Annotated in this window: 11 protein-coding genes; 9 read left to right on the forward strand and 2 right to left on the reverse strand. The window is 35.5% G+C overall.

The window, feature by feature from the left end; all coding sequences use genetic code 11:
• The first annotated feature begins 85 nt into the window (after positions 1-85).
• The gene (locus AVL50_RS01325; RefSeq protein ID WP_062614675.1) at positions 86-3,721 is read left to right on the forward strand and encodes a SpoIIE family protein phosphatase; all 3,636 of its coding nucleotides are present in this window, start codon (positions 86-88) and stop codon (positions 3,719-3,721) included.
• 213 nt (positions 3,722-3,934) lie between these two features.
• A complete protein-coding gene (locus tag AVL50_RS01330; RefSeq protein WP_062614676.1) occupies positions 3,935-5,767 on the forward strand; it encodes an ABC transporter ATP-binding protein in 1,833 nt (610 codons plus the stop codon).
• Positions 5,768-5,787: 20 nt separating this feature from the next.
• Here the strand turns inward: AVL50_RS01330 and AVL50_RS01335 are convergent, their stop codons facing one another.
• The gene (locus AVL50_RS01335; protein ID WP_062614677.1) at positions 5,788-6,606 is read right to left on the reverse strand and encodes an alpha/beta fold hydrolase; all 819 of its coding nucleotides are present in this window, start codon (positions 6,604-6,606) and stop codon (positions 5,788-5,790) included.
• A gap of 251 nt (positions 6,607-6,857) precedes the next feature.
• On the opposite strand from AVL50_RS01335, the gene AVL50_RS01340 reads away from it, so the two are divergent.
• From AVL50_RS01340 to AVL50_RS01365, 6 genes are read left to right on the forward strand one after another with little or no spacing between them, the layout of a single operon-like run.
• The gene (locus tag AVL50_RS01340) at positions 6,858-7,859 is read left to right on the forward strand and encodes a hypothetical protein (protein WP_157491091.1); all 1,002 of its coding nucleotides are present in this window, start codon (positions 6,858-6,860) and stop codon (positions 7,857-7,859) included.
• A 29-nt stretch (positions 7,860-7,888) separates the two neighbouring features.
• Positions 7,889-9,259 (forward strand): C4-dicarboxylate transporter DcuC, encoded by a 1,371-nt coding sequence (gene dcuC / locus AVL50_RS01345; protein WP_062614679.1) that lies wholly within the window; start codon positions 7,889-7,891, stop codon positions 9,257-9,259.
• On the forward strand, positions 9,260-10,594 hold the full coding sequence (locus AVL50_RS01350) for a porin (protein ID WP_062614680.1): 1,335 nt from the start codon (positions 9,260-9,262) through the stop codon (positions 10,592-10,594).
• Positions 10,595-10,605: 11 nt separating this feature from the next.
• A complete protein-coding gene (locus tag AVL50_RS01355; RefSeq protein WP_063850500.1) occupies positions 10,606-12,159 on the forward strand; it encodes a M14 family zinc carboxypeptidase in 1,554 nt (517 codons plus the stop codon).
• Between the two features lie 10 nt (positions 12,160-12,169).
• On the forward strand, positions 12,170-13,471 hold the full coding sequence (locus AVL50_RS01360) for a hypothetical protein (protein ID WP_157491092.1): 1,302 nt from the start codon (positions 12,170-12,172) through the stop codon (positions 13,469-13,471).
• A gap of 12 nt (positions 13,472-13,483) precedes the next feature.
• Entirely contained in the window at positions 13,484-15,508 is a 2,025-nt protein-coding gene (locus AVL50_RS01365; protein ID WP_062614683.1) for a lamin tail domain-containing protein, read from the forward strand.
• Between the two features lie 57 nt (positions 15,509-15,565).
• On the opposite strand, the gene AVL50_RS01370 is transcribed toward AVL50_RS01365, so the two are convergent.
• Positions 15,566-16,993: a hypothetical protein gene (locus AVL50_RS01370; RefSeq protein ID WP_062614684.1), complete on the reverse strand. Its 1,428-nt coding sequence runs from the start codon at positions 16,991-16,993 to the stop codon at positions 15,566-15,568.
• 187 nt (positions 16,994-17,180) lie between these two features.
• Here AVL50_RS01370 and AVL50_RS01375 point away from each other — a divergent pair, with 187 nt between their 5' ends.
• Complete coding sequence (locus AVL50_RS01375) at positions 17,181-17,411, forward strand: hypothetical protein (RefSeq protein ID WP_044204846.1); 231 nt, start codon at positions 17,181-17,183, stop codon at positions 17,409-17,411.
• Positions 17,412-17,518 lie beyond the last annotated feature (107 nt).

Here is a 17,518-nt window from a genome sequence, read left to right on the forward strand (position 1 = left end):
ATTTCATTTCGTGATGTATTACTTGTAGCTTTTTTTCATTACTCTTTACTTTATTAGATTAAACTTTTACTACCCGAAGCTATTTATGCAGAATTTGCTTAAATATATTACTCTATTACTGCTAATTATCCCTTTAAACCTGTTTTCTCAAGACATCAAACAACTAGAGAAACAAGCACGAAAGGCTTATACTCACCATAATTATGCAGAGGCTTTGCAGTATATGGAGCCACTCGTTGAATTATACCCTAACAACGAGTCCTATATCTACAGTTTAGCTGTATGTTATATCAAGACCAACCTTCCCAAAAAAGGCATTGATTTATTAGATTCTATCAAAAAATCTTCCGCTGCTCATAGTGCGGATTTCCACTATTATATTGCTGAAGGCTATTTATCTTTAGGTAAGATTCACCAAGCAGAAGATGCCATCTACCAAGCTTCGTTATTTTCCAAAGGAGTTGAAGATGTGGAGGTCCTTAAACAGCAAATTGAGAATGCCAAAGTGATTCTTTCTGACAAAACAAAAGTTATTGTTAGACACCTTGGAGATAAAGTAAATTCTAATTCAAATGAACATAGTATTACTTTAACAAAAGATCATCAATCATTTTTATTTACTAGAGTGACTAAGCTTGGTGATGAAAAAAGTTCAAAAGGAACTCGTTTTGAGCAAATTTATCATGCCTACATGGACGCCAATGATGAATGGGCAAGCCCAGCTAGGGTGGCTGAACTATCTGCAGATGGACACGCGGCTACAATTCAATTATTTGACAATGATACCAAAGCTCTTCTTTACAGAGATGGAAATATTTATGAAAGAGAAAAGTATGGAGAGACCTGGGGAAATGAATATATTTTGAAAGGTGTAAATTCACCCGCTCAAGAAACACATGCTTTTATTACTGAAGATCAACAGCATTTATACTTCGCTTCAAGAGGTTTTAATGACACCGATGACCTTGACCTCTTTCATTCTACATGGAACAAAAGAAAAAGACAATGGAATGAACCTGTAGAACTTACTGAACTTAACACCCCACAAGATGAAGATTCTCCTTTTATTAATGCTGAGGGAGAATTATTTTTCTCATCTAAAGGACATCATTCAATGGGTGGATATGATATATTCAGATCTGTTTATGATGAAGAAACACAAAAATGGACTGCTCCTCAAAACTTAGGAGTACCGATTAACTCTACTGCTGACGACACCTACTTCAGTATGTACGGTAAAATTGGTTATTTCTCGTCTGCAAGAACTGAGTCAATTGGACAGCTAGATATTTTTCAAGTGTTTTTCTTTGATAAAGTGAGAATTAATGGAATTGTCCAAAAAGAAAACGGAGATCCATTGGTTAATGCTTCAGTTCGACTAGAATCTAAGGAACAACTTTATGAGACCATTACCAATGAAAAAGGTGCTTATTCCATCCTTGCTGACATTGATAATAATTTTTATATCAAGGTTGAAAAGAATTCAAATATCTTCCATGAAGGAACTTATTCTATTAAAATTGGAATGAGAAATAGCAAAGAGGAAGAACAGCATTTTTATGTTATAAAAGAAAACACGCATGAAGAAGGTGTTGTATTGGCGAATGCCGAACCAAATGTCATTCCTATTAAAGTTCACAATACCTTTAATGTCAATCCAATGCTTGGTTCAAATCAAGGTATTGATATGACCATCAAGAAAACGAAAAAACGCTACCTTACTGGAAAAGTTTCTTATCGAGGTCTTCCTATAAAAAATGCAGAAATCACTGTTAATAATAAACCATTTAAATCTGATGATAAAGGAGAATTTATTTATCACTTAGACAATAAGGAAGGTTTATTTAGTACTCCAAGAGTTTTGACGGTGGCTAAAGAAGACATGGAATTGAAGTCGTGGTTTATTGAAGGCGATAGAATTATTGTACTTCTCAGAGACAAACTTCAAGATGTGTTAGAGGGTAGAGTTGTAGACGAGGATGACAACCCTATCACCAATAAAGTACTTCACATTTTTGTAAAGAACAGGTTATATTCAACGGCTACTGATTTCAATGGCGAATTCTCAATTACATTCCCAATTGGTGTTCGTTTAAAAACCAATTTTGAAATGTTGGTACCAGGCCGTAGTTTGAGATCATTTGCTCAGGAAAGAAGAGAGTATTCTCAATTCATTAAAATGAAAGTCTCCAATCAGCAAGCGGTTTCAAATATTGGGTTTAGAGTAATTGATCAAGACGGAAACTTTGTAAATGATGCATTGATCCTTGCTGATGGTAAGTTTGCATCAACAAATAATAGAGGATATACCAACTTAAGAGTTGACATGACTCCTTCTGAATTTGAAGGGTCGATCAGCTTAGTACATATCCACGCACATGATATTATCAATAGATTCTATGATCCGGTTCAAAAGACATTGACAATTACAGTTAATATTGAGGAGGAAGAAGAAATTATTGAAAATATTGAGGTAGCAGCTTTAGGTGCTGAAGCGACCGAAAAAACAATTGAACAAAGAAGGGAAGAACTTTCTTTAAGAAATGACTTCTTGAGTGTTTATGAAAAAGCAGAAAATAAAGAACTAATCGCCCAACATGAAATTGACTCTTTAAATGCTGAATTAACTAGATTGGAGAGTAAATTAACCACTAAAACAGATACTATTTTCTCTTCTCAAGACAGTTCTTTGCTTGCCATGATTGGCGTACTTAGAAATAAGTTACAGGAAAAAGAGGACCGTATGGTGAAATTTAAAGAAGAAAATCAAATCTCTGAAGCAGAACATCAGAAAGAAATATTGACTTATTTTTTAGCGATGTGTGGTTTATTATTGCTTGTTATTGGTTTGATTGTCATCGTACGTAGAGCATATCTTCAAAAGCGAAAAGTAGAATTGGTAAAAGAGGAATTGGATGATGCTATGACTCAGGTGAATGATCAAAATATCAAGATAACCAATAGTCTCAGAGCAGCACAAACAATTCAATACGCAATCTTACCTCCTATTGACCTTTTGGAAAGTAAATTCAAGAAATTATTCTCTATCTATCGTCCTAAAGATATTGTCAGCGGTGACTTTTACTGGTATGGCGAGACAAAAAAAATGGATGGTTCTGTAGTGAAGTTTTTTGCCGTCGTAGACTGTACTGGACATGGAGTGCCAGGTGCTTTGATGTCCATGATAGGAAAGACTATTTTACAGGAAGTTGTTGATAAAAAATTAACACAAGACACTTCTATTATTTTAGAAATGTTGAATCAAAGAGTCATTACTTATTTGCGTCAGCAAGAAAATACTATTAATGACGGTATGGACATTGCCCTTTGTAAATTTGAAACAATAGACGGCGTACCAAAGTTATTCTTCTCTGGAGCAAAAAGCGATGTCTATCTTGTAAGAAAGAAATACGGAGTGTTAGAAAGACATAGAGGCAGTAAAAAAGCTATTGGAGGAAAACAAAAAGTAGGGAGAGAATTCCAGACAGAACAGATAGAATTTGAAGATGGTGATTATTTGATCATGCTTACCGATGGTATTTTAGATCAAAATAATGAGCAAAATGATAAGTTTGGCAGAAGGTATTTTGAACAATATATCAAGAAACATATTGATCAGCCTATTGAAGATTTAGGTGATTTGATAGAAGCCGCTTTAGATGTACATCAAAATAATATCCCTCAAAGAGATGATATTACGGTATTGGGCATTCAACTTTAATAGGTATTATTCAAGACAAATCATTACTAGACTGTTTGCGACACTATTTATTATGCTCACATATAAAAAAGTTACAAATTACTTTTCGACACATTCTTAAAATACTGAAATGGAGTTGACTGATTTATTTTTTTATATTTTTTTTGGTTAAAATTATTGTTTCAACGCTCCTCTTACTAATTTACACCCTCAATTAATATGAGATAATAATTTATGGAGAAAAATAACGCTGACATTCTCTTAGAAGTAAAAGACTTATCTATTTCATTCGATAATGAAGAAAGAGGTAGTTCTACGGCTGTGCATAGTATTAACTTTGCACTTGAAACAGGAGAGACGTTGGGTATTGTTGGTGAATCAGGTTCAGGAAAATCAGTTACTGCCCTGTCTTTACTCCAATTATTGTCAGATAATGCATCTATAAACTCTGGAGAAATCCTTTTCAAAAGTAAGGACAAAGGTATAATCAACCTTCTAGCACTCAGCGGAAATGAAATCAGAGATATCAGAGGAAGTGAAATCGGTATGATTTTTCAAGATCCTATGAGCTCGCTAAACCCTGTTCTTACTTGTGGTTATCAACTTATTGAAACCATTAAAATACACGAAAAGAAGATTACAAATGCAGCGGCTAGAAAAAAAGCACTTCAAGCTTTTGAATTAGCACAGCTCAAAAATCCGAAAAAGGTATTTCATAGTTATCCTCATCAGTTATCTGGGGGACAAAAACAAAGGGTGTTAATCAGTATTGCGTTAGCTTGCAACCCAAGTCTTCTAATTGCTGATGAACCCACCACTGCATTAGATGTTACTTCTCAAAAAGGAATACTAGATCTTTTCTATCAATTTAAAGAAACTAGAAATACTGCTTGCATGTTCATTTCACATGACTTATCCACTGTTGCTCAAATGGCCGATAAGATCATTGTAATGCGTAAAGGAATTATTGTTGAATACGGAACTGTTTTCGATGTATTTAACAACCCACAACACCCTTATACTAAGGGACTTTTAGCATGTAGACCTAGAATTGACATTACACTTAAAAGATTACCCACTTTAGAGGACTTTTTAGAAGATGTTTCAAAAACAGGAAAATCAAAGGCTAAATTCATGTCTGTAGGACAAGCTTTAATCTTAAATGCACAAGATGAAAGTAAAGTCATAGAGAAACAAAAGAAAATCCTTGATAAGCCCCCTGTATTAGAAGTAAAAAACCTGACAGCAGCCTTCCCTATCAAGAAAAACTTATGGGGAAAAGAAATTAAAACTTTCACTGCTGTTGATGATATAAGCTTTCAAGTTAATGAAGGCGAAACACTAGGCCTTGTAGGCCGATCTGGTTGTGGTAAAACAACGCTTGGCCGTTGTATTCTAAGACTCATTGAACCTAGGGATGGACATGTTTATTTTGAGGGAAAAGATTTGGCAACGATCCCTAAAAAAGAAATGAACAATTTGAGAAGAGATATTCAAATCATCTTCCAAAATCCTTATACCTCTTTAAATCCAAGGACCACCGTCGGGCAATCTATTATAGAACCAATGAAAGTTCATAATATTCTTTCAGATGACAAAGCTAGAAAGAAGGAAGCAATCCGACTATTGGAGACTGTAGGACTAAGCAGTTCTTACCTGAATCGTTATCCACATGAGTTTTCTGGAGGGCAGAGACAACGTATTTGTATTGCTAGAGCATTAGCTACAAAACCAAAATTTATCATTTGTGACGAGTCTGTTTCCGCACTGGATGTTTCTGTTCAAGCTATGGTCTTGAACCTTCTTTGTGACCTGAAAGAGAAATTCAATCTAACATATATTTTCATATCACATGATTTGGCTGTGGTGAAATTTATTGCAGATCGAATCCTTGTCATGGAAAAAGGGAAACTTCAGGAATGGGACCTCGCCAATGAAGTTTACACGAACCCTAAGGCTGAAGCAACAAAGAAATTAATCAAAGCCATTCCAACGGCTGATTTTAATAAGATAAAACAAAATATTCTTAGAAATAGAATTGAAAAAGAAAAAGGGACTTCTGAATAAGAATTCCCTTTTTTCGTGTATTATTTCTTACAAAAAGCTCTTATCACATCATTATATTCTTCTGGCAACTCATAATAAGGCGAATGGGCTGTTCCTTCGAAAACTTTCAATTCAGACTTGACTACCAACTGATGTAATTCCTTAATCCATTCAGGAGGGAATGTAATATCTTCAGATCCTGTACAAAAAAGCATTGGCACTTTTTTATTCAATTCATTGACTTCATCTACTGTAAAAAAAGTCTCTCTAATTATTCTACGCATGTCTGAAGGAGCCGGAGGGCACATTGATCCAATTTGTAAATACAAATAAGCTATCTCGGGCTTTTTTTCGTAAAACTGATCTGCCAAACCGAAATGTTTTCCAAGTGGCAAACTGGACAAAGGTGGTCTTGGAGCAGGTATTTCATAAAAGTGTTTGATACTTTCTTGATAAATCCCTGCCAAAGAATTACTGAACACAATAGACAAAGCCCTTTTAGGATAATTCATAGCAAAATCTAGCATGCACCACCCTCCCATTGACTGCCCTAACAAATGGGCTTTTTCTACTCCCAAATGATCTAATATAGCTTTCATATCTTCGGCTGCAGTATGTGGAGAGTGTTTAAGATGAACGTTAGTGGAATTTCCAAAGCCACGCTGATCAAAAGTTATCACTCTATATTCCTTAGCCAATAAAGGCACTTGTTGAAAAAAAATAGCATGACTGCCCCCTAAACCATGTCCTAACACAATGGCTGTTCCTTCTCCAACACTTTCATAGTAGATTTTTTCTCCTTCTCTTTCAATATAACCCTGCCCTGTTTTCTTAGGTCGGTTAGCAAAAAGCTCCTCCATAAAATTATTAAATCAGCTGATTAAAAATAACGTAAATAACTGATTATCAATTTCTTTAAGATCTGTCAATTTTAAAAACTCTTAATTGAACTATTTATTGATTTTATTTAATGATAACCATAATCTAAACTTCAAATTATCAACTAATCGTTATGCCTTATTAAATTATATGTAATGACTCATTATTCAGTCTTTTTCTCACTATGAACAACTGTATTCTACCTTTAGCTGTAACAAGCTTTCTTTTTCTTATGCTCATTTCTTGTCAATACAAACCTGAAACGCCTCCCGATTATGTAGTTTCAGATGGCACAGAACTCAATACTTTCATTAAAGTAAACCTTGACAATGCCAATTCATCAAGAACCACCACATTTTTTACTTCTATTGATTTAGAGGATGATACGACACTTCCTCAAATTACTTCAATGACATTGGTTGTTCATGGGTTAAGTTATGACTATCAAGGAGATTTTCAATCTATTTACAATAGTGTATATGATGTTGGAGGAATTAGTTCAACATTAATTGTTGCTCCTTTTTTTAGCAATAATGGTGCAGATAATGCTATTTTCTGGAATGGAGCAATTTGGAGAATTGGGGCTAATTCTGAAGATGGTCAAAGCTCTTTTCTTCTTTTAGAAAAATTCCTAACTAATTATGTATTTACTGAAAAACTTCCCAACTTAAAAAATATCATTTTTATTGGTCACTCCGCCGGTGGGCAATTTACACAACGATACGCTGCTCTCAACAACCTTGAACAGCAATACGAAAATTATACATTTAAATACATAGTAAGTGATCCCTCTTCGTATTTATATATCAATCACAAAAGATTTTCGGACAACGCTAATCAATATGTTATTCCTACAGACTGCGAAGGATACAATGATTACTACTATGGATTAACTGCCATCTCCTCATTTACAGATTATAGAGATGATCTTGATTCCTCTACAATTGTCTCTCAAAATATAAACCGTCTAGTAACATATGCTACAGGTACAGAAGACCTTGATAATTCTGATAATAGCTGTCAGGCCAACTGGGAAGGAGGTGGATCCGATATAACAAGTACAAGTCAAAACTCCAGGCATAAAAGAGCTTTGTATATGCAGATGTTTTATGACTCGTTATATACTGATGAGCACAGACATCAACTATTCCAAGTTCAAGGTATAGATCATAATGGAGCAGGAATTTACAGGTCTATTGAATTTATGAATTGGTTAAAAGTCAACTTAAATTAGTGCATTGCAACCACCCAAAAACAAATTAAATGACAATTTTAAGCGTGGTCATTACTATAGTAATGATCGGAATTGTAGCCTACCTACTTACTAAGAAATATAATCCTCAAGCCGTCCTTCTTTTTAGTGGTTTGATTATGATGGCAGTTGCCCTGTTGATGGGCTATGACCTTCCTGAAATGAAGAAAAGTACAGGTTTAGGTGCATTTGATCTATTTGCTATGATTACTGAAACCTTATCGGACAAGGGTTCCAAAGTAGGTCTGATGATTATGACAATTGGTGGATTTGTAGCTTATATGAGGCATATTGGAGCAAGTGACGCATTAGTTTACGTGAGTACAAAACCACTAACCTATTTAAGAAAAACTCCTTATCTAGCTGCATCTTGCGTTATTCCAATCGGGCAATTTTTATTTATGTCTACACCTTCAGCAACAGGGCTAGGACTTCTACTAATGGCGTCCATTTTTCCTGTGCTGACAAAATTAGGCATCAGTAAAGTATCTGTTGTATCAGTAATCACTGCTTGTACTGTGTTTGATCTCGGGCCTGCATCTGCCAACACTGCACAAGCATCTCATCAAGTAGAACTTGAAGCTGTAGATTATTTCCTACACCATCAATTACCGCTTACTATTCCTTTAACGATAGTTTTAATGATTGTTTACTTTTTTGTCAATAAATATTATGATAAAAAAGAAGGACACTTCGATAAAGAAAAACAGGAAGATGGCGAATCATTCAAAGTTACAGCTCCATTATACTATGCATTGCTTCCTGTAATGCCCTTACTTTTATTAATGATATTCTCTCCTACTTTTGATCTCTTTGAACCTCCCGTCACATTGGATACTACCACCGCCATGTTAGCTTGTACTCTCCTAGGAATGGTACTGGAATTAATTAGAAAAAGAGATTTAAAAGATATGATGAGTTCCATGAAAATCTTCTGGGAGGGCATGGGGCGTGTCTTTGCAAGTGTAGTCACACTCATTGTATGTGCACAAATGTTTTCTAAAGGGCTAATTTCTTTAGGCTTTATTGATCATTTAGTGGACGCCTCACAAGGTGCCGGTTTTGGTTTTGAAGGGGTCTCTATCTTAATGACAACCTTAATTTTTCTAGCCTCCATGCTTATGGGGAGTGGAAATGATTCTTTTTTCTCTTTTGGTCCTTTAGTACCACATATTGCCGCCCAATTAGGAGGGAATAAAATAGGTATGATCTTATCCATGCAACTTGCCTCAAGTATGGGAAGAGCCACTTCTCCAATTGCCGGGGTAATCATCGCTACATCAGAACTGGCAGGAATATCATCCTTCGATCTCGCAAAAAGAAATCTCATCCCTCTTACAGTAGGATTGATTTCAATGTTCATTCTTAAATCAGTCTTCTAAATGAGAAAGACATTTAAAATTATATTAAGTGCATTCATATTGAGTTTTTCAGCAATTACGCTGGAAGCTCAAGAATCCTCCTCACCACCTTTTTATATTCAAGATTATGAATTGGGAAAAGGGATTCGGTTTCATGGTCCCAATGGTGGCTATTTTATGAAAATCCGAAGTTATGTTCAATCTACAATAGAAATAAGAACTACAGATAACTGGGATGAAGTCGAATCTCGTTTCCGTATTCGCAGAGCTCGGTTTGACATTGAAGGAAAATCAGCCAAAGAGAAATTCAGCTACCGTATCAGAGTTGATTTCGCCATTCCTAATAATGCAGATGGTGAAGATCTCTACTCTGGAACTTTACTAGATGCTTTTGTGACGTATAAACCTCACAAGAATTGGAAAATCACTTTCGGTCAACGCTCTACTATGACGGACAATAAAGAAATGAGGATCTCTTCCGATGCTATGCAATTTGTAGAACGTTCTAGAGTCACTTCTGCTTTTGCTGCAGTAAGAGATTTTGGTCTTTTTGTAGAAGGAAAACAGCGAGTAGGCAGTTGGTTTGTGAAACCAGGTTTTACTGTTTCTGCTGGTGACGGCCAAAATGCTTTTAGAAACAGAGGAGGTTTAAAATATGGTGGGCGGATTGACTTTCTTCCTTTTGGGCTTTTCAGAGGAATGGGAGAATTTTCTGAAGTTGATCATGCACGGCAACTTACGCCCAAACTCATTTTTGGTGCTGCATATAGTTATAACGTAGGAATAAGCAGCAGAAGAGGCAGGAAAAGTGGTGATATCATTTACTTAGGAAGTGATGAAGTGACGGAAACTTTACCTGATTACGGAAAATTAGTTAGCGATTTCATGTTCAAGTATCAAGGATGGACCGTCCTCGGTGAATTTACGTGGGCTTATTCTAGGGTTTACTCTCCTGAGATCTTTTACCGTGTTAGAAACAACGGAACAACAGCTAATCTTAGATCAGACGATGGGTTAAATAATGCCACTATTGTGGATTACATCTCTGCAAGAATGATGGTAGGCAGAGGTTATAATATCCAAGCAGGTTACCTCTTTAAACAAGGTTTTTCCGTAGATGGCAGGTTTACTTATTTAGACCCAGATAGTAATTCATTCCTCAATAATGAACAATTCTACAACAGAGATAAATACTACACTTTAGCTTTTTCAAGATACTTGATGAAAGACGCCGCCAAATTTCAAGTATCGATGACCTACGTGAATGCCCTGCCAGGTTCGAAAAGAAGTGATGGCGAAGTAATGGACGCAAACGCTGAACTTTTAGGCAGGCTAATGTTTCAAGTTTCCTTTTAATACTACAGTACATGAAAAAGACAATAGCATATATTCTCATAAGCCTCATGACTGTTTACCAGGTTCTTGGACAGTCTAGAAAAATGGAAGAAAAGTTCTTTCCTGAACCTAATATAGATATTCCTACTCCTGCATTTCAAAAGGCTGAATGGAAAGGGTTTACAAAATACAAAGAGATGGTGGCATATGTCACAAACCTTTCCAAAGAAGTTGACTATATAGTAGTGGACCAAATTGGCGAAAGTCAGAAAGGAAAGGAAATCATTAGAATTAGAATCAACAAACCTTCTGATCAAGACAAAATAAAAGTATGGTTGCAGGGAGGGTTACATGGCAATGAACCCGCCAGTACTGAAGGCGTGCTATATATCCTTTATACTTTAATCAATGACTCAAAATACAATATACTTTTAGACAGATTGGATATTACAATTCTTCCTATGGCAAATGCTGATGGCTATAATGTCCAAAACCGGTTTTCTGCCAATGGTATTGATCTAAATAGAGATTTTATCAAATTGGCAACCCCAGAAACCAATGCCATTCGCAAAGCCTTTTCTGAATTTTCACCTCAAATAGCTATCGATTTTCATGAATACAACCCTTATCGAGCTCATTTTAATTACTTTGGAGAAAAAGGGATCACAACCTATTATGACGCTTTCTTTTTGTACTCTAACAACCTTAATGTCAATTCAGTTATTCGAAAAACTACAAAAGATTTATTGGTAGCTAATGCCAAAAAAGCATTACAAGAGAATGGACGTAACGTTTCTGATTATTCAAGTACTAAGATGCTCAAGGGGCATATTCATTTCAATCAAGGTGGCTCTAGTCCAAGGTCTACCTCTACCAATTTCGCTTTAAATAATTGTTTGTCTGTGTTGATGGAAATTAGAGGTGTCAACTTGAAAAGAATATCTTTCAAAAGACGAGTACAAACTACTTTCATTGCAGGAATGTCTTATTTAAATACGGCTTATAAAAATGGAGACAAAATCAGAGAGGCTATCAAGAAAGCCAATACTCTGACTGCCAGATTAAGTGAGAGTGTAGTAATTAAGCAAGAAAAAACAACGATAAAAACTGATTATACTTGTATCGATCTCGCTACAGAAGAAAAGAAAACAATTGAAGTCATCATGACAGATGGGCTTCAAATGAAAGCCAAAAAGACAAGAGAAAGACCTTTTGCTTACATACTTCTTCCGGAAGAAGAAAAAGCGGCTCAAAAACTTGAAATATTAGGTTGCAAAGTAGAGCAACTTCCTTCTGATAAAACAATTCAAGTAGAAGCCTATCAAGTGCAGAAAAATGCTGTTTCTATTGTAAAATGGGAAAATATTTACCTCAGAAGACTAAAAACGGAAGTCACCAAAACCAGTAAACAATTCCCTAAAGGTTCTTACATCGTCTACCTATCACAAGAACACGCCAATGTGGTCCCTCCTGCCTTGGAACCCGAAAATGACAATTCGTTTTTCACTTTCAGAGTCATTGATGGAACATTTGATGTAGGAAGTGAGCTCCCCGTTTATAGATATATGATAAAGCAAAAAATATAGAAAGACAACAATGAAAAAAATAAAACACAAAATAGTTTTCCTAGCACTGATAGGGTTGTTGCCAACCTTGTTATTTGCTCAAGATATTGATGATGATCAAACCAATGATGTTGATTTATTAGAAAATACCAATACTTCACATTTTGAACTAGGTAATGGACTCAATCTGAATATGAATCAAGGAGATTATTCCTTTAAAATCAGCGGCATGTTAAGACCATCTTATGGTCATGAAAATTTTGATAGAGATACTTCTGCCAATAACTATCTGTATGTAGGTGCTGCCAGAGCTAATTTTGAAGGAATTGCTGTCAAAGAAAAAGTTAGCTTTTTTATAGAAGCCGATTTTGTTAATTCTTTTACACTGCTAGAAGCATTTGTTGCCTTTCATATCAACGAGAAAATGAAGTTGTCAGTAGGGCAAAAACTTACTTTTACAAATGACAGAGCATATGGTATTAATGAATCTCAATTATCTATGGTAAACAGAAGCCCACTTTCCAATCGTTTCACTACCAATGGCAGGGAGTTTGGAATTTTTTATGAGTCTTCTTTTCAATTCGGAGATGTGATCCTCAATCCACTAGTTGCCATTACCTCAGGAGACGGAATGAATTCTTTCGGAGACAATTCTATTGATGTTGACAAAGGCGGACTCAAATATGGAGGACGATTAGAAATACTTCCCTTGGGTACTTTCTCTGGAAAAGAGGGACATAGACATGTTGTTGATTTTCATAGAGAAGAAAAATTGAAACTGGCAGTCAACGGCTCTTTCAGTTACAATGTTGGAGCTTCTGATCAAACTGGCGATGGACATGGTGAATTTGAACTTTTTGATGCAGATGGCAATGAAAAATTCCCAAATTATGGAAAGTTTTATGTGGACCTTTTACTCAAATATAAAGGTATTTCCTTTTCAGCTGATTTTGTAAATAGCTTTGCCTACTCAAGCAAAGACATCTATTCCTCCCAACAAGCTGTTATCCGTTTTACAGGAGAAGAAGTTAGTTCTAGATATGTTTTAGGAACTGCCTTTAATACTCAACTCGATTATTTATTCACCAATCAATGGGGTATAAATATTCGATATACCACATTGATGCCTGAGTATGAAAACTACGAGCAAAGTATACTTCAAAAGGAAGATTGGTATACCCTAGGTATTGGAAAGTATTTCAAAGAAGATGCTTTAAAAATTCAAGCGATGGGTTCATTTGTAGATGGGAAAGACAGTACCAACCCTACTGATCAATCCAACATTACAAATGACAGGTATGAAGTACATGTGGTCGCTCAAATTATTTTCTAAAATTCAAACAACATGAAACATAAATTAATCACTTTTCTCTTCATCCTATTTGCTGTATTTGGCTGTAAAAGTCAAGTAGGTGAAGATTCTGATTCCGGTGGAGGCCAAAAAATTTATCTTTTTGACAATCCTATTCTCGGCTTTGATTTATATGCTTTGAATTATGGTCACCGTGAGATTGATGGTACTGACACGGTTTATTACATTATACCCAATGAAGTAGCAAGAGTTAGAGATTTAGATATTGCTAAAAACAGTTCAGGTACTAATGTTGATATTCTTTCTCCTGAAAAATTAACAGCATTTGAAGAACTGACCTACTTTACAGGACTAGAAACCTTCCGAGCAACATCTAATGAATTCACCTCATTGAATTTTTCTCAGTGTAGAAATATGAAAGGTATTTATATCAATAATAACTGGCTAGATACTTTGAATGTTGATTCATTGTCATTATTGGAAGAAATAGAGTTTAGCGCCTCCTCAAGGGCTCCTGGGTTTGTTTCTTCTATCAACTTGACAAATAATATCAATCTAGTTGTTTTTGAATTAGAAAGTCATGATCTAACAAGTCTTGATGTATCCAAAAATGTCAACCTCAGAGAAATTGATGTTTCTGAAAATACGGGTGCTCCAATCACTATTGATTCTGTTATTTATGACCAATTAACGGTGAGGAATGGAGTCACAAGAGAGCAACCTAATGTTGAACTTCCTGATGGTGCTGTTGTCATACAGGATATTAATTTTGGAAAAGCATTAGACTCTTTAGGTTATGCAGGAGGCCCAATCTCTACAGGACACTACTTCTTATTTCCCGATAGTGTAAAGGATGTAACATCACTTGATGTAAGTGAAAAAGGTATTGCAAAAGCCTCAGAACTCTCTTATTTCATAGGTTTAGAAAGATTAAATATTTCAGCTAATGAAGTAGATACTTTAGCACTGGGCGGTAATACAAATTTGTTGAGTTTAGAGGCTGATCACTCAGGAAGTGGCTTAGGCAATCTAGTTTCTATTACTTTACCTAACTCCATTGACTCCATCAGTATATACCGCTATGCTGGTGAAACATTAGACTTGTCTGGGAAAAGTAATCTAGTCCATCTTATAGCAGAACAATCCACTATTACTTCTATTGATTTAAGTGATTGTGGAAGTTTAGAGGTCTTAAGAATCAGACAGTACAACGCCGGACAATGGGATGCAGGTCTTGGATTAACTTCAATTGATCTATCCAATAACTTTAAGCTCAAAGACATTTATCTCTTCAGAAATCAACTTCCTAACTCTGCTTCAATTACATGGTGGTCGTCCTCAGACGATACAGGAACATTGGAAAGTGTTGATTTAAGCAGTAATCCATTTGGTGAAGAAGCCACTTTTGAAGTGCCTGCCCACATTTTCGCCGCCGAATCAAGATCAAGCAACATTGTCCTCGAAGGTGGCTCTCCTGACAATTCAAATCTTATCATTTCAGAATATGCTTGTTCTTCAACCAAAGAGTCCGGTACTGATTTTAGAAATACCTACATTGAAATATATAATCCAAGCAGTACGGAAACAGCCATGCTTTCTAACTACAGTTTAGAATATTCTTCAAATGGCGGAGATTGGGGAAGTGCACATACTTTTACAACCACTTCCTTAGGACCTGGAGAAGTCTTGGTTATTGGTCGCGATGGTGTCAACCTTGACCGTATTACAGTAAATGAAACTTGGGGAGATTTGACAGCTAATGGCGATGACGGCATTAGATTATTGAAAAACAACACAGTAACTGATGTTATAGGAACAAATTATGCTTCTGATCCTCCTGTAGGAACTGACCCTGGTGATGGCTGGGAAGTGGCGGGAACTGCAGATGCCACAAGAGATTTAGTACTATGGAGAAAAATTTCCATTACTGATCCTAATACTGATTGGGATAATTCAAGAGGAACAAATAGCTCAGACTCTGAATGGATTGTTTCTAACATCAAAGAAGATTATGGAAACGCCGGATCTCCTACCGACGACTCTGTCCCTTCTGAATAGACAAAAAAATAGGCTACCAATTAAATGGTAGCCTATTTTTTTGAATGATCTATTTTTTTAAAACTTCATATCCACTAATGAAATAAAGTTCATTACAGCATCAGAAGTAAAGTCCCAATCATATTGTTGAGCGTAATGTGTTTTAATAAAACTAATAGCCTCTGTGTAATCTTTACTCCCGTCAATTAATTTTATCGCATCGTCCATCACCTCAGCATCTCCACCAAATAATTCTTTTTGGAATAAGAATTTCTGGTTGATACTCATTTGACTTCTTAAACTTTCAGATGATGAAGAATTTCCTTGAATCTTATCCAGCAAAGTAGCTCCTTCTTGTTCCGTAGTATCGGATTTAAAAGTATCTTGTAATGTAGCCGCTGATTCACTTTCCACCACTTTTGGTGTTTCTTCCTCCTGTGATTGTGGTACCTCTGCAACTACTTCCTCTTTCTCAACTTCATTTACTACAATAGGAGCCTCTTCTTCAGGCTGCTCAACAACAGGTTCTTGAGGAGCTTCCTCCTTTGTAATTTCATCAAAATTGAAACTTTCCAATGAGCTTTCTACGGCATCCTCTATACTATCATCTGCACTAGAGTCATCAAAAGTAGGTTCTTCAATAACAATAGCTTCAAAGCCTAAATTATCATCGGCTTCTTCTGAAGACTTTTCCTCTTCTCCTTGTGCTTGCGGTTGTTCAGCAATTACATTTTCCTCCACTTGAGTTTCAGGCTCCTCTTCTTCAGGAGTATCAAAACTCACAATATCATCCGATAATTTCTCAATATCAATATCATCCACTTCTTTTGGTTCAAAAATAGGAGCATCAGATAAAGGTGGTTCATCAAGGTAATTAGGATGTAACTCAAAGATACCTACTGGAACTATTTCATTAAACAGTGCAATAATTTCTTTTGGATCATCTTGTAATTCCTTATGATGATCTATAATGTTATTGGTGATATTAATGGCCTCATTTCTTTTGATATTAACTCCAGCTTCTTCCTGTAAAGCACTTAATATCTCAGTCGCTAATTTTGGATGAATTTTAATGTACGCAAACATTGGTACCAAATAATTTTTCATTGGTATCTTAATGCCTTGTACACCAAAAAATTCTTCATAGAATATTTCTGGAGCAAAAGTCAAAATCAAGACATCTCTAATTGCTTTTTGCAAAAGAGGTAAGAAATGAAGTCTTGAAATATGTATATTTTTTGAAAGAGCATTCATTAATTGCTCCAAAGATGATCTTACACTTTCAGCAGAATAATCAAAATAAGGGCTTTGAATCCTAATTGCCTCTTTCTGCCAGTTCTCAAAAATCCTTTTTAATATGAATAGGTTGATACTCTGAATAGAGCTCAACTTTGTTATTTGTATACCTGTTATATAATCGTGTTCTGAGAAAAAGTCATCGCATATTGCATCTGCTACCTTCTCAGCATAAATCTCAATTGCGGATAAATTTGGTTTTTTATTCATATTTAAAAGAGGTCGAAGAATAATATAAGACGAAATATAACGTCTGTTAATCAAATCTACTAAAAAGTTTGCATTGTCTCGCCTTTTATTTCAGGAATCCTTCAAGATTTTCTTGTGTTTCTTCTTTGAAAGCGTAATTTTGCGTTGACTATGCGCATTAAGTCAAACAAACACTATAGAGAAGTTTATGAAAAAGTTTTTTATTTATAGCAGCGTAATTGCAATATTAGCAACCTTAACTTCGTGCTTTGGACAGCACAATCACGCTCCAAACCCAGGTGTAAATTTAAACAGCAAAAGAATTTATGGCCCTAGCAGAGATGCTGAGCCAAATCAGCTTAAAAATGAATATGCTGATGCTGACACTGAATTACGTCTTAGAATCAACGACATTCGCAATCAGTTATTTCCTAACTAGATCGTAGTATATCTAAAGATCTTTTTGATGAAGCCACTTTTTTTCAGAAAAGGTGGCTTTATTTTTTCGTCCTATTTTAATATAAAACCCACACTAATTTCAAATTA

It is taken from the genome of Flammeovirga sp. SJP92, assembly GCF_001583495.1.
GTDB lineage: Bacteria > Bacteroidota > Bacteroidia > Cytophagales > Flammeovirgaceae > Flammeovirga.